The organism is Bacillus sp. NEB1478, assembly GCF_031582965.1.
Taxonomy (GTDB): domain Bacteria; phylum Bacillota; class Bacilli; order Bacillales; family Fictibacillaceae; genus Fictibacillus.
This window is the reverse complement of sequence record NZ_CP134049.1, coordinates 1,840,187-1,861,487: the sequence shown is the minus strand read 5'-3', so window position 1 is coordinate 1,861,487 and position 21,301 is coordinate 1,840,187. Positions and strand designations below refer to the sequence as shown.

At 37.0% G+C, this 21,301-nt stretch carries 21 protein-coding genes, 1 pseudogene and 3 riboswitches; of the genes and pseudogenes, 4 read left to right on the top strand and 18 right to left on the bottom strand.

All coding sequences use genetic code 11. The features are described from left to right. Positions 1 to 52 precede the first annotated feature (52 nt). A riboswitch (SAM riboswitch) is annotated at positions 53 to 167 on the bottom strand. Between the two features lies 1 nt (position 168). From RGB74_RS09220 to RGB74_RS09180, 9 genes are all read right to left on the bottom strand, one after another. Continuing rightward, entirely contained in the window at positions 169 to 792 is a 624-nt protein-coding gene (locus RGB74_RS09220; RefSeq protein ID WP_310762690.1) for an NAD(P)-binding protein, read from the bottom strand. Next, entirely contained in the window at positions 734 to 1,540 is an 807-nt protein-coding gene (locus RGB74_RS09215; protein WP_310762689.1) for a sirohydrochlorin chelatase, read from the bottom strand. Before RGB74_RS09215 ends, RGB74_RS09220 begins: the two co-directional genes overlap by 59 nt. Then, complete coding sequence (gene cobA, locus RGB74_RS09210) at positions 1,541 to 2,320, bottom strand: uroporphyrinogen-III C-methyltransferase (protein WP_310762688.1); 780 nt, start codon at positions 2,318 to 2,320, stop codon at positions 1,541 to 1,543. Positions 2,321 to 2,332: 12 nt separating this feature from the next. Next, the gene (locus RGB74_RS09205) at positions 2,333 to 2,554 is read right to left on the bottom strand and encodes a DUF3906 family protein (protein WP_310762687.1); all 222 of its coding nucleotides are present in this window, start codon (positions 2,552 to 2,554) and stop codon (positions 2,333 to 2,335) included. 17 nt (positions 2,555 to 2,571) lie between these two features. Beyond that, positions 2,572 to 4,200 (bottom strand): nitrite/sulfite reductase, encoded by a 1,629-nt coding sequence (locus RGB74_RS09200; RefSeq protein WP_310762686.1) that lies wholly within the window; start codon positions 4,198 to 4,200, stop codon positions 2,572 to 2,574. Between the two features lie 14 nt (positions 4,201 to 4,214). After that, the gene (cysC, locus tag RGB74_RS09195; RefSeq protein WP_310762830.1) at positions 4,215 to 4,808 is read right to left on the bottom strand and encodes an adenylyl-sulfate kinase; all 594 of its coding nucleotides are present in this window, start codon (positions 4,806 to 4,808) and stop codon (positions 4,215 to 4,217) included. Beyond that, on the bottom strand, positions 4,783 to 5,988 hold the full coding sequence (gene sat / locus RGB74_RS09190) for a sulfate adenylyltransferase (RefSeq protein ID WP_310762685.1): 1,206 nt from the start codon (positions 5,986 to 5,988) through the stop codon (positions 4,783 to 4,785). The genes cysC and sat overlap by 26 nt, the downstream gene beginning before the upstream one ends. Positions 5,989 to 6,015: 27 nt before the next feature. Further along, on the bottom strand, positions 6,016 to 6,726 hold the full coding sequence (locus RGB74_RS09185) for a phosphoadenylyl-sulfate reductase (protein ID WP_310762684.1): 711 nt from the start codon (positions 6,724 to 6,726) through the stop codon (positions 6,016 to 6,018). Between the two features lie 102 nt (positions 6,727 to 6,828). After that, positions 6,829 to 6,942, bottom strand: a complete 114-nt coding sequence (locus tag RGB74_RS09180; RefSeq protein ID WP_396136059.1) for a YezD family protein — start codon at positions 6,940 to 6,942, stop codon at positions 6,829 to 6,831. 128 nt (positions 6,943 to 7,070) lie between these two features. Continuing rightward, positions 7,071 to 7,177: riboswitch (SAM riboswitch) on the bottom strand. Between the two features lie 212 nt (positions 7,178 to 7,389). Here RGB74_RS09180 and RGB74_RS09175 point away from each other — a divergent pair. Together RGB74_RS09175 and RGB74_RS09170 are read left to right on the top strand one after the other, a co-directional pair. Next, positions 7,390 to 8,304 carry a sulfite exporter TauE/SafE family protein gene (locus RGB74_RS09175; RefSeq protein ID WP_310762683.1) on the top strand — a complete coding sequence of 305 codons (915 nt, stop codon included), beginning with the start codon at positions 7,390 to 7,392 and terminating at the stop codon, positions 8,302 to 8,304. A gap of 43 nt (positions 8,305 to 8,347) precedes the next feature. Beyond that, positions 8,348 to 8,452: riboswitch (SAM riboswitch) on the top strand. Positions 8,453 to 8,576: 124 nt separating this feature from the next. Beyond that, positions 8,577 to 9,881 carry a homocysteine synthase gene (locus tag RGB74_RS09170; RefSeq protein WP_310762682.1) on the top strand — a complete coding sequence of 435 codons (1,305 nt, stop codon included), beginning with the start codon at positions 8,577 to 8,579 and terminating at the stop codon, positions 9,879 to 9,881. Positions 9,882 to 9,954: 73 nt separating this feature from the next. Here the strand turns inward: RGB74_RS09170 and RGB74_RS09165 are convergent, their stop codons facing one another. Then, entirely contained in the window at positions 9,955 to 10,605 is a 651-nt protein-coding gene (locus RGB74_RS09165; RefSeq protein WP_310762681.1) for a pentapeptide repeat-containing protein, read from the bottom strand. Between the two features lie 184 nt (positions 10,606 to 10,789). After that, entirely contained in the window at positions 10,790 to 11,578 is a 789-nt protein-coding gene (blaOXA, locus tag RGB74_RS09160; protein ID WP_310762680.1) for a class D beta-lactamase, read from the bottom strand. Positions 11,579 to 11,720: 142 nt separating this feature from the next. On the opposite strand from blaOXA, the gene RGB74_RS09155 reads away from it, so the two are divergent. Both RGB74_RS09155 and RGB74_RS09150 read left to right on the top strand, forming a co-directional pair. After that, positions 11,721 to 13,079 carry an aminotransferase-like domain-containing protein gene (locus RGB74_RS09155; protein ID WP_310762678.1) on the top strand — a complete coding sequence of 453 codons (1,359 nt, stop codon included), beginning with the start codon at positions 11,721 to 11,723 and terminating at the stop codon, positions 13,077 to 13,079. 123 nt (positions 13,080 to 13,202) lie between these two features. After that, a complete protein-coding gene (locus RGB74_RS09150; RefSeq protein WP_310762677.1) occupies positions 13,203 to 14,141 on the top strand; it encodes a sigma-70 family RNA polymerase sigma factor in 939 nt (312 codons plus the stop codon). Positions 14,142 to 14,582: 441 nt separating this feature from the next. On the opposite strand, the pseudogene RGB74_RS09145 reads toward RGB74_RS09150, so the two are convergent. The 7 genes and pseudogenes from RGB74_RS09145 to RGB74_RS09115 all read right to left on the bottom strand — a co-directional run. Then, positions 14,583 to 14,954: pseudogene (locus RGB74_RS09145) on the bottom strand (DUF5662 family protein); the annotation flags it as partial. A 90-nt stretch (positions 14,955 to 15,044) separates the two neighbouring features. Further along, the gene (locus RGB74_RS09140) at positions 15,045 to 15,602 is read right to left on the bottom strand and encodes a GNAT family N-acetyltransferase (protein ID WP_310762676.1); all 558 of its coding nucleotides are present in this window, start codon (positions 15,600 to 15,602) and stop codon (positions 15,045 to 15,047) included. 108 nt (positions 15,603 to 15,710) lie between these two features. Continuing rightward, positions 15,711 to 16,271, bottom strand: a complete 561-nt coding sequence (locus tag RGB74_RS09135; RefSeq protein WP_310762674.1) for an AAA family ATPase — start codon at positions 16,269 to 16,271, stop codon at positions 15,711 to 15,713. 267 nt (positions 16,272 to 16,538) lie between these two features. Further along, positions 16,539 to 16,946 (bottom strand): NUDIX hydrolase, encoded by a 408-nt coding sequence (locus RGB74_RS09130; RefSeq protein WP_310762673.1) that lies wholly within the window; start codon positions 16,944 to 16,946, stop codon positions 16,539 to 16,541. A 306-nt stretch (positions 16,947 to 17,252) separates the two neighbouring features. Then, the gene (locus RGB74_RS09125; RefSeq protein ID WP_310762672.1) at positions 17,253 to 18,074 is read right to left on the bottom strand and encodes an MBL fold metallo-hydrolase; all 822 of its coding nucleotides are present in this window, start codon (positions 18,072 to 18,074) and stop codon (positions 17,253 to 17,255) included. A gap of 106 nt (positions 18,075 to 18,180) precedes the next feature. Continuing rightward, a complete protein-coding gene (locus tag RGB74_RS09120; RefSeq protein ID WP_310762671.1) occupies positions 18,181 to 18,651 on the bottom strand; it encodes a DinB family protein in 471 nt (156 codons plus the stop codon). A gap of 535 nt (positions 18,652 to 19,186) precedes the next feature. Further along, a complete protein-coding gene (locus RGB74_RS09115) occupies positions 19,187 to 20,929 on the bottom strand; it encodes an ABC transporter ATP-binding protein (protein WP_310762670.1) in 1,743 nt (580 codons plus the stop codon). Positions 20,930 to 21,301 lie beyond the last annotated feature (372 nt).

Genomic DNA, 21,301 nt, shown 5'->3' with positions numbered 1-21,301 from the left:
TATTGAATAAAAAAAAGTCTTCTAATTAAGAAGACTTTTCTGAGTTTTGGTCTTCTTATCTCTACAAGTTCCAGTAAACTTGAAGGAATTAGCACCTTTTCAGCTTGAAGCAGCTGCTGGTTGCTGAGGTTTCACAGGGCCATTCCCTCCACCTCTCTGGATAAGATTTCAGTATTCGATTTTTGTTGAAACATTATTTATTAATTGTTGTTTATAATGTTCTCGTAATATTTCAGATTGTAAGAATTGTCTATTAATTAGTTCTTCGAGAGCAATGCGTCGTTCATGTCCATTATGGAGTTTTTTCACAAGAACACGGCATTCATATAAAAAATCAACATATGATTCATAGTCAGCAGAATACGTATTTTCTAGCTCTTTTTTGATTTTTTTAGAAAGTGATGGACTTGATCCACTCGTAGAAACAGAGAATACTAGCTTCCCTCTTCTAACAACAGAAGGAACGATAAAATTGCCTAAGTCCGGATGATCAGCAACATTTATAAGTTGCTTATCGACAGCCTGTGAGGCAATCCATGCATTCGTTGCATGATCATTTGTTGCAGCAATAATCAAAAATGCGTCTGTATAATCACTTGCTTCGATTTCCCTTGATATCCACTTAAGTTTTTTTTGAGTATACAGTTCTTTTATTTCGGAAACTGCATCAGGACTTACAACCGTTATATTTGCCCCAGTTTCTACTAGACCCTGAATTTTACGCAGAGCAATCTTACCCCCACCTGCTATCACCACTAACTTGTTTGCGAGATTCAAATGAATAGGGTACAAAAGCATCCTTCTCCTTATTATATAGCGTCTCGGTTATACGAGTCTGTAATACCTTTTTTAAAATAGGGTGATATCCAAGCGCATTGCATAATACAACTTCTTTTTCGTTCTGTCGTTTGTAGTGATTGATGGTCTTATTTATCCCCTTTAAAAGGAGACCGGTGAACAATAAATACGGTACAATTACAACTTGATCACAATATTTATCAATTTTTGTTAAGGCATCTTCAAAGCTTGGTACAGAACCAGTTAGAAAGCAAGCTTTAATTTGTGGAACACGGTTTTGCAGCTGTAAATGATGCGCGATCGCTTCAAGGTCCCTTTTAACATCTGGGTCTGAACTTCCTCGTCCGATCAGGAGTACATAAGATGTATCTTTTAAACCGCTGACTTTTTGACTTATCTTTTCCCATAACAAGTCAGAAATGGATTGATGTACTCCAAATGGACGGCCATATGTTATTTCTACATCAGGGTATTGATTCTGTAACTCGAACAGCTCTTTTGGAATATCTTTTTTAGCATGATTTGCAGATAATAATAGGACTGGTACGACGGCAATTTTGGTTGCTCCTTTTTTGATGCAAGTTTCAAAACCTTCTTTAATTGAAGGCTCAGAAAGTTCAAGAAAGCAGATTTCTTTTATGGGTGTGTCTATATTTTCTATACATTGCTGGACGAAGGATATTGCTTCGTTACTCCCTTCTTTTAACCGGCTTCCATGACAGATTAAAAGTAATGCTTGCATCTACAATGCTCCGCTCATCACGGCTTGCTGATTTCCTTGCAGTTGTTCAAACCAGCTTAATTCTTCCCTAAGACGGACCACTTCTCCTACTACAATCATACTCGGGTTCTCTATTCTTTCTCTCTTTACAATTTCTACAATTGTCGAGAGGGTACCTGTAACTGTTCGTTGTTCTTCTAGTGAACCCCAGTGTATTAATGCAACAGGTGTTGTCTCGCTCTTGCCGTTTTCAATCAGTTTAGAGCATATATATGGCAGATTTCCAACTCCCATATAAATCGCCAAAGTATCAATGCCTTTCGCGAGACTGTCCCATTTCAGTTCTTCACTTTCACCATTTTTCCGGTGTCCCGTTACAAAAGCAAAACTCGAACTTATTCCTCGATGTGTAACAGGGATTCCTGCGTAAGCAGGGGCTGCAACACCAGAAGTAATTCCTGGAACGACTTCAAAATACAGATGATTCTTTGCAAGTGCCTCAGCTTCTTCACCGCCTCTGCCGAAGACGAATGGATCCCCTCCTTTTAGTCGTGTGACGGTTTTCCCTTTCTGTGCATGCTTGACTAAGAAACTGTTGATTGTTTCCTGTTTCATTGAATGATAGTTTGGGAGCTTACCGCAATAAATTAAATCGCAATGCGGTTTCGCGTATGACAGGAGTTCTTTATTGACAAGCCGATCATACAAAATAACATCCGCTTCTTGAATACATCTCAGCCCTTTTACAGTTATTAAACCCGGATCTCCCGGACCCGCTCCAACAAGATAAACTTTTCCCATCATTCTCACCCCTTAATTGTTTACTATCGTTTCCCGTTCATAGAGTACAAAGCCATTTCCAGATCTTATTTTTTTCTTTTCATAAAGTGATATATCATCAATTTCAGGTTCTTTTAAAAAATACTTCTCTAGCTCAACCTCCACGAGTTGAAACGCCTGCTCATCTCGTGAAGCGGCAATAACTACATCGATCACTTCAGAACTTGAAGTAACTTCGAAACGATATAAATACATATTATTAACCTCCTGATTTATGAAACTTGTTCGGCTAAACGTCCAGAGATTTCATCCAGCTCTAACTGAAGCTGGTCAAGACCGGTTCTATTTACGTAGTCAAAGAAAGTTTCTGAAGGAAGTTTCGTTTCTTTAAAAAAGGTGAGCAGATTAAACAAAACCTCGTCTAATTGGCCAGTCTCGAATTTACCCTTCAATTTCTCATTGAATTTACCACCTTCATTTAATGTTCCTCCAACATAGATCTCAAATGCTTCAACCATCTTTTTGTCTTTTGTACGCATTAACACTCCTTGCAATCCGATATCTGCAATTTGTCTCTGTCCGCATGAATTCGGGCACCCAACCATATGGATTCGAACTGGCACATCAAGTGCAATCTGCTCATCCAGTCGTTCTGCAAGCCGGTGCATACGTTTCTTGGTTTCGACCAATGCCAGGTTGCAGTATTCAGTCCCTGTGCAGGAAACTGAATAGGCAATAAAAGATCTTGGTTCGATTGAAATCCGTTTAAAAACTTCCTCTTTCAGCAAAGCATGGACATTCTCATGGGGGATATTTGGAATAATCAAGTTCTGTGAGTTACATGTCCGGATTTCACCATTGCCATACTTTTCGGATATACGTGCAATTTCCAACACTTCATCTGCATCTAATCGGCCTACTGGTACATTAAATCCGATGTAGCTTAATCCCTCTTGTTTTTGTGGATGCACACCATAGAAATACCCTGCATTCCATCCAGTAAGCGCATCATCACCTTTATCTGGGAGAGGTCCTGTATATTCCAAAACTTTGTCTTTAAACTTCTCTGGCCCCCAGTCCGCCATGAGAAACTTAAGTCTCGCGAGATGCCGTTTTTCACGGTATCCAAAATCCCTGAAAATCGTCGTAATCGCAATTGCAACTTCTTTTACTTGATTAGGTTCAATAAACAGATCTAATGGTTTAGCCAAATGAGGTCTAGCAGATAATCCTCCGCCAACCTTAATATGAAACCCAGCAACCTGTTTGCCATTTATATTTTTGGTAGCGGGAGTGAAAGCTACACAATTAATTTCTGCATGTGCACTGTTTTTCACATTCGTACTAATCGACAATTTGTATTTTCTAGGCAGGTTTGAGAAATCTTCATTATGCTGAAAAAACTCATACACCTCTTTCACAACCCCTGAAGTATCAAAAAGCTCATTGGGATCGATTCCAGCTAAGGGGTTCCCCATTATGTTTCTTGTTATATCACCACATGCACCTGCACTCGATAGTCCGACTGCGCTTAAACGTTCAAAAATATCAGGTATTTCCTCAATTGTTAACCAATGAAACTGGATCGCCTGACGTGTTGTAATATCGAAAACACTTCTTCCGTAATCCTTACAAATACCTGCTAATGTCTTCACCTGTTCATAATTTAAAATACCTGATGGGACATTGATCCTCATCATAAAGTAGCCATCTTCTTTTGGTCGCTGCAAGTATAGCCCTGCCCATTTAAAACTATCCCATTCTTCTTTTGGAATGGAAGAGAATCCATTCGCAGCATAATAAGGAATATCCTCAAAGATTTTGAGACCGTCTTTTACAAGTTTTTTCTGTTCAGTCTTATTCAGCTTTAGATTTTCCGACCAGAATTTATCATATGCCATATTATCATCTCCTCTTAAATAAGCTGTCTTCGTTCCAAGTACTCAATAATCGTATCCACACAATCAGGGATAGATTGTTTGTTCGTTTCAATCGTTAAAGCCGGTTGATCTGGTTCTTCATACGGGGAATCAATACCCGTGAAATCAGGAATTTCACCATTTCTAGCTTTAAAATAAAGTCCTTTTGGATCTCGTTTCTCACACTCATCTAATGGACATTTTACAAACACTTCGATAAATTCATCCTCGCCTACAATTTCTTTCGCTTTCTTCCTATCTTCTAAGAAAGGCGATATAAATGCAGTTAAGACTACCGTACCATTATCCACAAAAAGCTTTGATACTTCGGAAATTCGGCGGATGTTTTCTGTGCGGTCTTCATCAGAAAAACCAAGATCTGCATTTAATCCATTTCGAATATTATCACCATCCAATACATAGTTTCCTATTCTTCTTTCATATAGTTCCTTCGCTAAGGCGTTTGATAGGGTAGATTTCCCTGAACCCGAGAGTCCAGTGAACCAAAGAACAAAACTGTGATGTGCATTCTGCTTTCTTCTGTCATCTTTCGTTATCGTTGACTCATGCCAAATTATATTTTGCTGTATGCTCATGCTGATCTCCTTTTAATTTGGATTCTTCTTCATGACGCTTTAAACCATTTATTAGTATCTCAACTACCTCTTTGCGGCTAAACGTGCTTGGAGGCAACTCTCCATTTCTTAAAAGCTCTCTAACTTTTGTTCCCGACAGAATTACCCGATCATCTTGACCATGCGGACACGTTTTTGAAGAAGCCATACCTTCGCATTTCGTACAATAAAAACTATGTTCAAAAAACATGGGTGTGATGCCAAGTTCTTCAGAAGTAAACTGTGTAAAAATCTCTTGCGCTTCATACGTTCCATAATAATTGCCGACCCCTGCATGATCACGGCCAACGATAAAATGAGTACAGCCAAAATTCTTTCTAACTAACGCATGGAAAATGGCTTCTCGCGGGCCAGCATATCGCATTGTTGCCGGAAATACAGCTAAAAATACACGATCTTTCGGATAATAGGTTTCTAGTAACTTTTGATAACTTTCCATCCGAACATCTGCTGGAATGTCGTCTGATTTCGTTTCTCCGACCAGTGGATTTAGAAACAATCCGTCAACTGTCTCCAACGCTGTTTTTTGAATATATTCATGTGCACGATGTACAGGATTTCTCGTTTGAAAGCCAACGATTTTCTTCCAGCCTAATTCTTGAAATGTTTTTCTGCTTTCTGATGGATCTAAATGAAATTCAGAGAACGCTTTTTTCTGTATTCGTTTCACAAGTGTGATTTCTCCGCCAACATATACGGATGGCCGACCTAATAATTTTTTTACCCCTGGATGAGCTTGATCTGAAGTTTTGTAGACTTTTTCAGCTTCTCTTTGTTTATCTGGCTGAAAAACATCTCCGACCTTCAAAACACCGTATGTTTCTCCTTCGAACACTAATCTCACTTCTTCACCTTTCGATAAAACAGCAGCTGTCTCACTTTGAACAGGTAAAGTAATCGGAAGGCTCCAGACTGTTCCGTCTGCTAAACGAATATCGTTAACGACTGAAAAGTAATCATCTTCATTTAAGAAACCAGTTAATGGGCTGTATGCACCAATTGCGATTAGCTCAAGATCACTTAATGATGTGGCATCTAACGGAATTTCCTTCTGAATGTGATCAAACGATCGGTTAGGATCATACTTGTTAATAAGTTTTCCACCGTGGGGCTTGATTGCAGAAATAGTAGTCATAATATTTCTCTCCTCCTGTGTTGAATATTAGGCTTGATGTAATCCACATTCTAGCTTTTCGTGGCCGGACCATCGCCCAGAGCGAAGATCGTTTATATCTAATGCTGCTTTAGTACAAGGTGCACATCCAATGCTTGGATAGCCATTATCATGTAATTTGTTATAAGGTAAATTATTCTTATGGGCATATCGCCAAATCTCTTTCCACGTCCAATGAATTAATGGACAAATTTTCACACTATGGAACCTCTCATCTTTATTAACAAATTGGATATGCTTTCTCGTAGGTGATTGCTCTCGGCGGAGCCCAGATAACCACGCTTTAACACCATTTAGTTCATCCTCGAGCGGTATCACTTTTCTTAACTTGCAGCATTGGTTAGGATCCGTTCTCCAAAGATTTTCTCCATATTGTTCAAGTTGTTCTTCAAGGGATAATGAAGGCTGTTTTATTTTAATCTGCAGTGTTGGGTACTTTTGTTTCACATCTTCAATCACTTGATAAGTTTCCTGAAAGTGAAGATGAGTATCTAAAAATGTGATCTTCGCACTTGGATTTACTTGATGAACGAGATCGATTAAAACACTTCCTTCGATTCCAAAACTGCACGCATATACCAATTCATCTCCATATTGCTGATATGCCCACCTCAAAACATCTAAAGCGCCTTTTGTTTCATTCTCTATCTCAAAATCATAATTGTGTTCGTGATTCTTCCAAGTATCATAAGTGATCAACGAACTCCCTCCTTTTTTGAAACAAAAAAACGGTTTTAACGGAGATGAAAGGAATTCCTTTTCATCTAAGTTAAAACCGCCTCTAGTTTTCTAGTCAGCGAATTATTTAATTCGTAGTTTTTCATTTTTTTCCAGTTGAATGACTTTTCCGTCTTGAACAACTAATGTAATTGATCCAAATTGAATATTGCTCAACATTTTTTTTAACTGTGGAATAAAATCATTTTCATCTTGTTCGTTAGCCACTTATAAACCACCCTTTCCATAAATTTCTCTGTTAAGATTTTTTACTATAAAAATAAAAAACCTTTCCATTTCGGAAAGATAGTGGAGGTAAGCGTATTACCTTATCTTCCAAAATGTGTAAACATTCTGCTGGAGTTAGCACCTTACTGCATAGCAGGTTGCCGGGTTTCATCGGGCCAGATCCCTTCACCACTCTTGATAAGTTTAATTTTTTAAAATCATAACAACATATTCACATGATATCAAGACCTTTTTTTAATTATTCTTTCTTTTCAAAATAAAATCATATGAATCGTTGACATGTTATCCCGATAAATCATATAGTAATAATTAAAATTAAAACCAAATGCTGATCGGAAAACCGAAGGCTCTTAACGAAACCGTTGAGAGCCTTTTTTGTTTTTCAAGGAGGAGATCATGAAAAAGTTAATAGTTTTAGCGCTTATCGGACTTATTGCACAATTAATTGATGGAGCCTTAGGAATGGCTTATGGCGTTACATCCACCACATTGTTATTAGTGTTCGGGATTGCTCCTGCGGCAGCATCAGCTTCCGTTCACTTAGCAGAAGTAGTCACAACTGCTGCATCGGGTGTATCCCATATTAAATTCGGAAACGTTGACCGTCAAATCGTTTATCGACTCATTATACCGGGTTCAATAGGTGCCTTTCTCGGTGCATGCTTCTTAAGCAGCATACCTGGTGAATTAATTAAACCCTACATTTCCATATTTCTAATCACATTAGGGGTTTATATTCTTTACCGATTTCTTTTTAAACAAAATAAGAAACAAAATCAGCCAGAAAACAAACCCTTCACAAAAAAACAATTGGTACCGCTAGGACTTCTTGCAGGATTTTTAGATGCGACAGGTGGAGGCGGCTGGGGTCCTGTAACAACCCCGGTCCTGATGACAAAAGATGGAATGACAACGCGAAAAGTGATCGGTTCTGTAGACACGAGTGAATTTGCAGTAGCGGTTTCAGCCTCAATCGGGTTTTTCATCTCATTAGGCTGGGCTCAAGTGCAATGGATTTGGGTTGTGTCACTTATGATCGGAGGATTAATTGCTGCTCCAATTGCAGCATGGCTTGTTAGAATCATTCCCTCACACATACTAGGTGTATTTGTTGGAGGGTTCATTATTTTAACAAACTTAAAAGTACTGCTGAATACATTCCATGTCTCACCTGAGTCTTCCTATACGCTATATACTGTTCTAATTGTAAGTTGGATAGGCGGGATCTTCCTATCAATCAAAAAAGGCAAGGAAGAAACAAGGGCTCAAAACAAAAAAACAAATTTTTTAAAAAATTCTGTTGACTATTGAGTATGAGGTATGTAAGATGATATTTAAATCAATTTTCATATTTTTCTTATCCAGAGAGGCGGAGGGACTGACCCTATGAAGCCCAGCAACCAGCAGACATGCATGGTGCTAATTTCAGCAGAACTACTTTTGTTCTGAAAGATGAGAGCCCGATTCTTATGTATTACGGACCTCTTCTTTTGGAAGAGGTCCTTTTTGTTGGCTCTAAGTAATTTGAAAATTGAAATCATGTCATTTCATGATAAAAACAAATGGAGAAGGAGAGATTTGGTATGAGCGAGAAAAGAGAGTATGGTTTCGAGACGATTTCATTACATGAGGGGCAAAAAGTAGATCCATCAACAAATTCGAGGGCAGTGCCGATCTATCAAACAGCATCTTATCAGTTTGATAATACAGAACATGCTGCTAATCTATTTGGATTAAAAGAATTTGGTAATATTTATACACGCCTTATGAACCCCACACAAGACGCATTTGAGCAAACCATCGCAAAATTAGAAGGCGGTATTGGAGCACTTGCAGTTTCTTCAGGTCAGGCAGCCATTACGTATTCAATCTTAAATATTGCGGGTTCTGGTGATGAGATTGTTTCCTCCACTTCCTTATACGGAGGAACTTATAATCTTTTTGCGATTACTCTTCCTAAGCTTGGGGTTCAAACAAAATTTGCTGATATCGATAATATTCAATCTTTCCGAGATGCGATTACTGACAAAACAAAAGCAGTCTACATTGAAACGATTGGTAACCCTAAAATTGATGTAGCTGATATCCAAGCTATTGCTGATATTGCACACGAAGCAGGACTTCCCCTTATCGTAGATAACACATTTGCAACCCCGTATTTGTGCCGACCTATTGAACATGGTGCTGACGTCGTTGTTCATTCAGCAACAAAATTCATAGGGGGTCACGGAACATCCATTGGCGGTGTTATTATAGATTCTGGTAAGTTTGACTGGAATAATGAAAAATTCCCGGGCTTAACAGAACCAGATCCTAGTTATCAAGGAATCGTATATACAGAGGCGTTTGGTCCGCTCGCTTATATTCTGAAAGCTCGCGTTCAGCTTCTGCGAGATCTCGGTTCGGCGATTTCCCCATTTAACTCATTCTTGTTTATTCAAGGGTTAGAAACATTATCACTTCGCATGGAAAGACATGTTGAAAATACGTTAAAAGTAGCGAAATTCCTAAAAGATCATCCTTCTGTTGACTGGGTAAACTATCCGGGTCTTGAAGACAGCCCCTACCATGATCTCTCTAATAAATATTTGCCGAAAGGAGCGGGTGCTATTCTCACATTCGGTGTAAAAGGCGGGGTTGAAGAAGGAAGAAAACTGATTGAAAGTGTCAGTATCTTCTCACACCTTGCTAATGTTGGAGATTCAAAATCATTAATCATCCATCCTGCTAGTACTACACATCAGCAGTTAACCGAAGAAGAACAGCGAAAATCAGGTGTTGTCCCTGAATTAATCAGACTTTCAATCGGCATAGAAACGGTCGATGATCTAATTTACGATCTCGAAAACGCATTAAAAGTAATTCAACCTTCACCAAGTGGTGTGTAACAATAAAAAATAGAAAAGCTGGCTCGTCAACATTTCGAGTCAGCTTTTTTGTTTGCACAGGACTAATCACTTCTTAATCGTGCTTCACTTCTAATCCAAACACTTCAATTAAAGTAATTGCCTGTTCAGGTGAAATGATAGCGCCTCTCAGATCATCTTCCTTTACATGTATAAATGTAAATTGACATTGGCTAAGATCTACATTTCTTAATGATGTGTCAGAGAACTGTACTTCTTGAATGGCTGAAGCTCCAAATTGTACATTGTCGAATGTTGCCTCAATAAAATTAGCTTCTTTTAGCAAACAATCATCAAATCGAACATCTCCAAGATCTGTCAAATTAAACAAGGAATACGGGGCCGGACAGTCAATAAATTGAACATCTCGCATAATCGCTTCATCAAAATCCACACCAACCAGTTTGCACTCTCTAAACTCGACACGGTTAAATCGTGCACCCTTTAATTTCACATTTGATAGATCACATTTTTCAAAGATGACATCAAGCCATGTTGAAAAGGGCAATTGTCCCTCTCCAAAGTTAACACCTTTTATGTGAACTTCACTGAAACGAACGTTCTTGGCATTCATAGTACCATTTGTTGATTCAAGCTTTCCCATTTCGTACGAAGACCCATCCATAACCTTATCAATCTCAAGTATATCTAAATGAAAAGGGAGATCTGGTTTGTTAATCGCTCTTATTTTGTTTTTCAATTTCATGCCCCTCTCCACCTTGAATTTTTTAAAATCGAATTTAGATACACGGTAATACCTTTTGTTAAATATAGTTTTCGTTTAATAATATAAATACACCTTATGAGAACTTGTTCGACATCATTTATATTATTCCTCCAAAATAAACAACCACTAAAAGAGTTATTGTTTATTCGTTTGATTCACATCTTTATTTTATAACATGTTGTTTTTTTAACGTCTCAATGGCAATATTTTTAGCTTCAGTTCCGCTTCCATCAATATTTACCGCAAAGACCCATGTTTCTTTTTTCGTCTCAACAAATCCGATATACCATCCAAGCCCGAAATCGGACAATCTTGTTCCGGTTTTCCCGTGCAGGACATAGCTATCCTTATCATCCTGAATCATCATTCTCTTCACTGTTTTTTGATGTTTTTCTTCAAATGGCAGCTTTTCCTTTACAAGCCTTTCCATAAATCTCATTTGTTCAACAGCAGAAATCTTAAGCGAACTGTCCAGCCAGAATGCATCAATACCTCCGGATATATCTTTATTGCCATATTCTATTTTATTTACGTAATCTTGCATGTTTGTTTCTCCGATGTCCCTTGCCATATCTTGATAAAACCAAATGGCGGACTCTCTCATCGCAGAGGCTAATGAATGATCGCGGTTCCATGTTTCAAAATCTCTTACCACTCCATCCCATCTCTTCACTTCATATTCATCTCTAACAGCATTTGTTTGCAGACCGATTAATGCATTCGGTACTTTATACGTAGATTCCGGCGTAAGTCTTTCTTTACTTCTATTTGCGTTATATACGTATGTCTTGTTATTTTTAAGATTTTTCAGTACCATTGTGCCTTCTTTACCTTTAAAAAGCCCTTCAATCTCTAAATCCTTTGTTTGCTGCTTGGCGTCTGATACACCTGTCCCAGAAAAAATCAAAACAAACGTAAATAATAGTAGTGCTGCTATTCTTAAAATCTTCATCTTTCATCCTCCTTTTTTAATAGGAATATCTCATTATGCAATACTCGCTTTTGTTACCTTATACTATAAGCAGCATCATAAATTACTTAAAGCTTCGTTTTTCAGGTCTGTACCCATACAGAAATAAAGGAGCGAACAAAATATGCTTACGAAATATGAAGAAATCAAAAAGGAAATCGAAAGAAGATTTGAGGATGGACGAATATTACCCGGCGGGAAACTCCCCTCTGTCCGAGTAATGTCAAAAGAACTTAGGTGCAGCATCAATTCAATTATTAAAGCTTATGCAGAGCTAGAAAAAGAACACAGAATATACACTGTTCCAAAGAGCGGTTATTTTCATGTTGGAACTTCATCCAAAGTTAATGGACTCCTATCTGATCTTATTGATTTTTCATCTGCTGGACCTGACAGCAGCAAAATGCCGTACCGTGATTATCAGCATTGTATGAATCAGGCTATCGAGCTTTATAAAGAAAAAATGTTTCAATATTCTGAGCCTCTGGGTTTAACCACATTACGCCATCAGCTTTCCAAACAGCTGCAAGACCTTCAAGTTTTTGCTCCTCCAGGAAGAATTGCTGTTGTAACAGGCTCTCAACAAGCTCTAGATCTCCTTGCCTCTCTTCCTTTTCCAAACGGGAAAGAAGAAATTTGTGTTGAACAGCCCACCCATTTTAGTTTTATTGATTCTATTTTGTCTAAAAGATTAAAATATATTGGCGTAGAAGTGACAGATCGAGGAATCGACCTAGCTCTTTTGGAAGAGATATTCAGAAACAGAGACATCAAATTCTTTTACACGGTCTCGAGATTCCAGAACCCGACCGGCTACAGTTATTCTAATGACGAGAAAAAGAGAATAGTAGAATTAGCACAAAAGTATAACGTGTATATTATTGAGGATGATTATATGGGGGATTTAGATACAAGAAGAAAGGCAGATCCGATGTTTGCATACGATCCTTCTGGCAGGGTTATCTATACGAAAAGCTTCTCCAAAGTCCTTCTTCCGGGATTAAGGCTTGGAACTGCTGTTTTGCCGGATTCGATGGTCGAAAGCTTCACAAAGGCAAAATTTGCAGCTGATGTCCACACACCCGTTTTAACACAGGGCGCATTGGAAATCTATTTAGAAAGCGGAATGTACTATACTCATATTCAAAAGTTAAGAAAACAATACAAAAAGAAAGGAACTATTTTAAAACAAGCCTATCTGGATCACTTGGCTAAAGGTACATCCTTTTCAGGAGGAGAATCCGGTTTCTATTCAACTATCAAACTGCCAGAAAGAATGAAAGCTGCACATCTTGCCTGCCATCTAAAGAAAAATAATGTTCTTGTTCAAGATGCTACGAATATGTATCTCCCTCCGTATCGAACGGAAAATAGAATTCGGCTCAGTGTGTCACAGGTAGAAGATTATCAAATCAGCATAGGTGTTAAGAAAATCGGTGAAGGCATACAGGAACTCTTAGCGAAAAAAATTAGTTTTATATAAATACAAGTAAACTTGAGAACTTATTTGCGTGATTAAAATGATAGTTAAATTATTTGATAAAGACCGTATAATTTTTCTATATCCAAACGTCTTTTTAGTGTAAGAACATTAGGAGGTATATATATGGAACAAACGAGTTATTTGAACAAAGATTTAGTGAGTGACACTCGAAAACTAAGGAATGAATTTGAAGAAATCGTATCAGTTTATTCAACCGACCTGTGGAATTATTGCAAATATGTTACTGGTTCCCCTTGGGATGGTGAAGATCTTTATCAAGAAACAATGATAAAGTCTTTCGGTCTGCTTCCCCACCGCTGGAGTGATATTACCGACAAAAAGAGCTACCTATTCAGAGTTGCAACAAATACTTGGCTGGATCATTGCAGAAAGCTCAAACGTGAAGTAGGAACTTTAGATGAAGTACCCGAAGCAAATGCTGATTTTTCAGACCAACTATTAATAGAAGAAATACTTACATCTTTAGAAGCAAATCTGACACCTAAGCAAACAGCTGCATTTCTACTATTAGATATTTTCCAATTCAGTGCAGAAGAAGTAGCGGGAATAGTACAAAGCACTCCAGGGGGTGTTTATTCATCTGTACAAAGAGCAAGAAGAAAAATTGCTTCATTGGATTTTTCAAAATCCAAAACGAAAGCAACAACAAAAAGCCATAACACAACCATCCAAGCATACTTAGAAGCTTTTAATAATGGAGACTTAAAACGTATGTTAGATTTATTTAGTGAACAAGCACAAAATGAAGCTTTCTTTGGTTTCCAGGAATTCTCTAAAGAAGAGATGCGGAATGGTTCATTAAGATTTGGTTTGCCAGGCTACACAGCTCAAGAAATGATACTCTGGGGTAAACCAGTGATCATTGTGTTAACTACTGGTGACAGCGGCCCTGAAATACATGACATACAAATGCAAGAAGTTGAAAATGGAAAAATCGTTAACCATAAAAGCTATTTTTTCAGAAAAGAATTCATTCTAGCCGCTGCTGAAGAGCTTGGAATAAAGGCACAGTTAGTAAAACCACCTGTATATTGGGACTGAGTTTGGCAGAAGACGACTCAAAAGATTAATGAAACTCTTTGAGTCGTTTTTTTATGTTGTTTTTACTCTTTTGAAGCTATTAATTTTATTTAATTCCACGGTAAAGTCCAAATATCCACGTTATTTTCGATAATTCCGCGATAACGACCAATTTATCCACGTTATTTCCATTAATTCCACGGTACGTGAAATTACCCGATATCCAACATAAAAATGACCCGTAATAATCTCTATTGGATCATAATGAATCTTAAGATTTCTACTTCTCTTTTAATAAATTAAGTGGTATACTAATTCAGCGATGAGCTAATTTGCATAAGACGAGTTTGACACGCCTTTTGGCAAAGCACTATGTGGAGTGCTGTCTCTCGCCGCAATACGCACAAAAAGACGTCCTTCAAGGCGTCTTTTTTCTTTGTTTAACATTTATAAAAATCATTTTTATATCAGCAATTTATTTGTTTCTTTGAGACGAATTTCATTTGTTTTCATCATGATTATTTCCAATTCTTTTTTTGTATCAGGGTGCAGCACTATCCTATCTGAGGGATTAAAGTTAGATTCTTTTACTTTTCTTCCCCATTCCCTTGAAAACGATCGCCAATCACATACCATTTCAATAAGATATTTTCTAGGCATTGGCAACGCTTGTTTAGAAACCGGATCAACAACCCAATATTCCCAATGATGTTTATTCTTATGTTGATGGTGTAGCCAAGCATATTTCAATTTCATTTCATCATCTATCGTTAGTTGTTTATCAGAGAAAAATTTTTTAGTATACGGAAAGAATTCTTTTGGCGAAAACTTCGATAAATCATGAGTAGTTTATGGTCAAGGATGTATAGAAAATTTCTCAACCAAGCATTAAACACAAACATCACCCCTGACTGATAAAATTAATTATAATTTCTTTTTAGCTAATTCTTCATATTCGGATTTTGTAACAGAATAATATAGATTTGTTACTTCTTTTCCATTTAGACGATCGAGCTTCACCTTTTTTTCAAATTGATAGTTGAACCCGCATTTTTCATTTACTCTTTTAGAGTTGTGATTGAAGTCATAATGACCACACCAGATGATATCTAAATCCAGTTTTCCAAATCCATATTTAAGTAAACTTTTTACCGCTTCAGGAATGTACCCCTTACCCCAATAAGCTGGATTAAGAACATACCCGATTTCTTTTTGCTTCAAATGGGAAAGTGCATCATCTGGTTTCCTGTCATGAAGTCCTATCCCGCCAATCACTTTCTTTTCTGAGTTCAATTCAATCGCATAAGTATCGTTACCACTTATAAACATTTGGATAATTTCTTTGCTTTCTTCTTCATCTCTATGTGGTTGCCAACCTGCATTTGGTCCTACCAACTCACTTTTTGCATACTCGTAAAGATCATTACTATCCGTTACTTTCCACTCTCTTAAAAGCAATCTTTCAGTAATTATGGTGTCCAAGACTAAATCCCCTTTTTAGTATTTTTTCAATTATAAAATACTCACTAATAAAAAGGTACTATTTTCCTAATGTTCATACAGATAGAAAACATGGAAGTACACATCGAGCTACTGACTTTGTGCAATCTTAATGATTTTTAGAATGACGGACTGAGAGTCATCATTGTTCTTGATTACGAATAAATAATCTGCTTCGCCTTCTATAGGAGATACCACACCGTTTTTATGAGACTCAAGGTGTTGACGAGTTAACACTTCCTTATAAGTAGAAGCACTCCTAAATATAGTTGTACTTCGCTCACTTTTCGCAACTCTTTCTTGTAGTACAGGGTAAGGAATATCAAAGTTAACGATTATGCTGACAAACTCTCTTTTATGAAAATGTGAAAGGAGATTCAAACGACCTTCGCGAGTGCGATTTGAGTTGCAGATAATGATGTGAGAATTACTATGACTAACAGAATAATCAATAATTGTTTGAGTAACGGCATATTTGAGAGTATTAGGTCCCTGTTTTGGAAGTAAATTTTTATAGCAGGTGTTGATGAATTCAGCATGGTTATCTTGGTCAATTATTAGGGAGTTGTTCAATTGTTGTTCAAGAGATTTAGCAAATGTAGTTTTCCCACTATGGGTTTTACCGACTGTAATAATTACTAACCTTTTCATTAACGCAACTCCATTCAATAAAAATTAACAGGCCTTACCTAATGAAAGAACGAATCAAACTGCACAAGTTTTTAATATTAAACATTCAATATTTGTAATGGTATGGAGTACAGAAAAAAAAACACATTTCTTTTGTCCAGAAATGCGTCCTTTCTGTATTCAACCTTGTATTAATTTATAGAACCCTGCAGAAGTATTATCAGATCCTCTTTTTGTATAAAAATGATGTTATGTATTGATAATGAATAATTTTAAGTGGGAATTGCATCAAAACTCTACATAAAAAGGTTGAAAGCTTTCATTTAAACAATACTCAATTCTTTGTCTGAAATTTTTCCATGTTACCATATCTAAAGCTTGCTCAATTGGAAAGAAACCTACTTCCAAAGCTTCTGAAGTCGTCATTAATACTCCTCCAACAGGTCTTCCTAAGAACAAAGTATTGCATATAGATCTACTGACATTTTGAAAAACGCCACAAAATTTTGTAATCTCAATATCTAAGCCGCATTCTTCCTTAGTCTCCCTAACTGCCCCGTCCTTTAAGGACTCACCTTCTTCGACTTGTCCACCAGGCATTTCCCATCCTCTTCGTGGTCCTCTAATTAATAAGATTTCGTTTTGATCATTTAAGATAATTGTTGCTGCTGATACAATGTGTTTCGGTGGTTCCATATCTGATCTCTCCTTTATTTATATGGCAATAGCTTGATGACTTAATACTTCATTATTAATCATAATAATAATTACAAAAAATCCCAATGATAAGACAATGATAATTCCATGTTAAAGTAAGTTTTCTTTAATATTCTATATTTGCTAAATAAAAAAGACTCTGTTCTAAAAGCTTGTTGCTTTTAGAACAGAGCCTTAAAAAAAGCATTCCATCCTCAGGAAACGCACCTTTTAAAGAAGTTTTATATGGGGAATTTTCACTAATAATCTTGTTTGTCTTCTTTCAATAAGCACTAATTCTCATTTTCAATCCCTCATTGTTTTTTCATTCAATATTGAAGTGACAATATGCAGTGAATCCCATTCTCCCCCTGAAAATTTTATAATAGGGAATTGTTTTGGAAACAGCTTATTGCTGATAATTTCAGCTGAATCCCCTTCCTTATGGAAAGTTAATACTTCATGTTTAATACGTAATAAATTTTCTCGTTTTCGCTCTAGCGCTGCACGGCCATCTTCTACAAACCCTGCATGACTGCAAAAAACATCTTGAAAATCATAAGACAATACTCGTTCTAAAGATTGAATAATAGCAGGAATACTTTCTTCCTCTAATACGACTTTCGTACGCTCGCTTACAAATAAATCTCCAGTAAATAATTGACCTGTTTCCTGATTTAAGAAGGCATTGTGATCATAAGCATGACCAGGTGTATCAATTACTTTCCAAATCGCATTTCTGGATTTAAAGGTTGCAGGCATAGCCTGAGCATTAAATGGCCTTCTTCTCCCCCAAAAAAGCTTCCTATATACAGGGTAATCTGCCCGTCGTGAGCAATATCCAATTGTTTTTTTATCCAGATAAATGGGCAGTTTCTTTGTTTCTTCAACATAAGCAGCACAACCTGTATGATCTTCATGAAAATGAGTAATCATGACTTGATCAAAATCAGCTTCATCAATAAAAGGTTTAAAATATTTATGCAGTGACCTTGCTCCAGTATCAATTAGAACACCATCTACCAAGTAACTGTAAACATTTAATGAAATACCTTGGAATTTTATTTCTCCATTCAAGAAAGAAACGCCGTTTTTCTTTCCAAGGTATGAATTTTTCTTTAAAAACACACCCTCCAGCTCCTTATGCTTAAAACGGATATAACTTTTAATTCAAAGTACGAAAGTTAAATAGCTTCAAATTTAGTAAACTATCTTACTATAATGATTTCCCGGATTATCTGTTAGATGGCCAAGAACCTTGCATTTTTCTGATTTGAATAATTTGACCTGTATGGTAAGCATCGTGAAGAAATATGTCCAGGAGTTTTCTTTCAAGAGAATTATTATCAAGCTCTTCAACAGAAATGCTACTTAATTTTTGTCTTAAACTACGATGAATGTTTTCAGCACGTTCAACGACTTTTTCCCATTCTTTATCCTGATCTGATGGTTCGGTGAGATAGAAATTTTCATCTCCGCTAAGATGGTTTTTCCATTCACTGCCTTCCAGGTTTGCTACTAATCTCTCTTTGTAATAAATGAGATGATTCACATTCTCCCAGATTGATTTACTTGTCTCCCCCACAGGTCTCCAGCTTGCTTGTTCTGCTGTAATTCCCTCTATTGCGTGTCTGAGTGGGGCATACCAACTTTCCTTATCAAACGTTGAATCTAGGACGTTTAGTAATAAATCAATTCTACCCAAAGCTACCTCCTCCTTGATCACATATAAATTTTGATAATAGGTTTAAACAATCCACTCCTATATTTCAATAAAAATTAGCACTTCTCCTTCATGATGAAATGCCGCGTAGACTGAATAAGTAATTATAACTCTTTTCCTTTTCTATCAATCAGTGTCCAAATTCCATAAATCAAAATTGAAACGATAGTAATGATTAGTAAACTATTTGTTATTAAATGAAAATCTAGTTCATTAGTCGTATTGATTACTTTACCGTTAACATCCAATTGATAGATCGTCCACCCGTTTCATTCAGAAAGAAGTAAGATAAGATAACTCCAATCACAATCCCTGCTAATATAGAAATCAGGTTGTTCATAAAAAAGACCCCTTTACAAACTTGCTCAAAAAGCCTGCCTAATTGTTTATTAAAAAGGTGCACTTCTCCTTCTGAAGAAATGCACCAAATAATTAAAACTTAAAAATTATCAAAACAAGTTAAAGATATAGGATTGGCACTGACAATTATTTTTACATAACAATACAAGTTTCTAACTTACACTTGTACTTCGAACTGTTTGGCATAAAAGTGTGCATATACTCCATTGCGTGCAAGCAATACATCATGTGTTCCATCTTCCATAATTCCGTCCTTCGTTAGAACGAGTATTCGTTCCGCATTACGGATCGTAGAAAGTCGGTGAGCAATTACGATCATTGTTCGTCCATTTGCTAACAATTCAAGTGATTCCTTAATGATGCTCTCAGACTCGTTATCCAGGGCACTAGTTGCCTCATCCAGAATGAGTACAGGCGGATTTTTCAAAAACACACGAGCTATACTTAGCCGCTGCTTTTGTCCTCCAGATAACTTTACTCCGCGTTGTCCGATCTCAGAGTGGTAACCGTTTGGCAAACTCATGATAAAGTCATGAGCATTGGCATATTTAGCTGCTGCGATAACTGCTTCATCAGTTGCTGCATGTTTCCCATAGCGGATATTTTCCATCACTGTTCCCGCAAACAGATAAACATCTTGCTGGACGATTCCGATGTGATTTCTAAGTGAATTTAAGTCAAGATTACGTACATTGATGCCGTCAAGCTTAACTTCCCCGCTTGTCACCTCGTAAAAGCGAGGAATGAGTGAGCATAATGTTGTTTTACCTGCCCCTGATGGACCTACTAAGGCAACAAACTCTCCCGATCTTATTCGGAGAGACAAATCAGTAAATACAGGGACCAATTGCTCCTCATAACGAAACGATACATTGTTAAACTCAATGTCACCTTGAACCACAGGCAAGGCGATGGCATCTGGTTTATTTTCAATACCTGGTTTCAAATTCATAATTTCCATAAAGCGCTGAAAGCCTGTTATGCCTTCTTGAAACTGTGTGCTCATATGAGTCAATCTTTGAATTGGCTCAACCATGTAGCCGATATATAGCAGAAATGTAATTAAATCTGCCAGATCTAACGTTTGATTGACGATACTCGCACTTCCGAACACTACCACAGTTATCGTTATCAGCTGGATGAGGATCTGTATACAGTTAAAAAAGGTTGCTTCTACCTTATACGTGTTCTTTCTGCTAGCCAAGAATCTATGATTTTCCCGGTTAAACTTTTCAATCTCGATATGTTCGTTAGCAAAAGATTTTACAACACGGATACCTGATAATGTATCTTCCAGCTGAGCATTAACATCTGCAATACGCTCTTTGTTCCTCAGCAAAGCTTCGTTTTCCTTTTTATTGAAATAAAGAGATAGAAAACCGATGATCGGCATAAAAATGAACACAGCGAGCGTTAACGGAATGTTGATAAAAAATAGGATTATGGAAGCTCCCACAAAACGCACGAAATATTTAACGTAATCTTCTGGCCCGTGATGATACAGTTCAGCAAGCAAGAATAAGTCGTTTGTTACCCGAGACATGAGCTGTCCGGTCTTCTCTTTATCATAAAAACGAAAAGGGAGCTTCTGTAAGTGCTGAAATAGTTCGCTGCGTATATCACTTTCCATCCGTGCACCAACTTCATGGCCTTTATAGTCGACAAAGTAGGTTCCGAGATTTTGAATCGCCACTAATACGAGCATTAGTGCACCAATTTTATACACTTTATCGAGTGCAATGGACAAGTCTCCTTCTAATACATCTTTTGTAATATACCGAACGAGCAGCGGCAGCACCAATGTCACACTTGATACGATAATAGCTGTCGCTAAGACTGACAAAAACAACGGCAAGTATGGCCTGTAATATGAAAGAAATTTTTTTACTGGAAAATGCATGATTTACCCCTTTTTGTGTTTTTTAACAAGACACACATAAGGGGAGACACCGTTTACAATTAAGAACGTGTTCCACCCTTATATGTTTGTACGGTTTGATTTGTCATGTTTTTCATTTAAATTTCCTCCTTATAATTTAATACTTCCATTGTAATCGATATCTAAATATTCTGATACTAATGATTTTAAAAAAGATATTTACCCATTTCGTTCATACTAAAGCACGATCACTTAAATAATCGGTCCGGTTGAGTAACGGAATACAACGACGGTGAGATTTAGCTACTTGATTTGTATATTCCATAGACTTTCTCCTAACTTTGAAATCTTACTTTGCTTTCACTTTTGAATTTTTTCATTCACTACAATCTA

Coding starts and splice junctions, on each gene's coding strand:
- RGB74_RS09130 (WP_310762673.1), bottom strand. CDS start 16,946: ATGGAACCACCGAAACACATTGTATCAGCAGCAACAATTATCTTAAAT.
- RGB74_RS09215 (WP_310762689.1), bottom strand. CDS start 1,540: ATGCAAGCATTACTTTTAATCTGTCATGGAAGCCGGTTAAAAGAAGGG.
- RGB74_RS09175 (WP_310762683.1), top strand. CDS start 7,390: ATGAAAAAGTTAATAGTTTTAGCGCTTATCGGACTTATTGCACAATTA.
- blaOXA (WP_310762680.1), bottom strand. CDS start 11,578: ATGAAGATTTTAAGAATAGCAGCACTACTATTATTTACGTTTGTTTTG.
- sat (WP_310762685.1), bottom strand. CDS start 5,988: ATGACTACTATTTCTGCAATCAAGCCCCACGGTGGAAAACTTATTAAC.
- RGB74_RS09150 (WP_310762677.1), top strand. CDS start 13,203: ATGGAACAAACGAGTTATTTGAACAAAGATTTAGTGAGTGACACTCGA.
- cobA (WP_310762688.1), bottom strand. CDS start 2,320: ATGGGAAAAGTTTATCTTGTTGGAGCGGGTCCGGGAGATCCGGGTTTA.
- RGB74_RS09200 (WP_310762686.1), bottom strand. CDS start 4,200: ATGGCATATGATAAATTCTGGTCGGAAAATCTAAAGCTGAATAAGACT.
- RGB74_RS09170 (WP_310762682.1), top strand. CDS start 8,577: ATGAGCGAGAAAAGAGAGTATGGTTTCGAGACGATTTCATTACATGAG.
- RGB74_RS09205 (WP_310762687.1), bottom strand. CDS start 2,554: ATGTATTTATATCGTTTCGAAGTTACTTCAAGTTCTGAAGTGATCGAT.
- RGB74_RS09155 (WP_310762678.1), top strand. CDS start 11,721: ATGCTTACGAAATATGAAGAAATCAAAAAGGAAATCGAAAGAAGATTT.
- RGB74_RS09115 (WP_310762670.1), bottom strand. CDS start 20,929: ATGCATTTTCCAGTAAAAAAATTTCTTTCATATTACAGGCCATACTTG.
- RGB74_RS09135 (WP_310762674.1), bottom strand. CDS start 16,271: ATGAAAAGGTTAGTAATTATTACAGTCGGTAAAACCCATAGTGGGAAA.
- RGB74_RS09165 (WP_310762681.1), bottom strand. CDS start 10,605: ATGAAATTGAAAAACAAAATAAGAGCGATTAACAAACCAGATCTCCCT.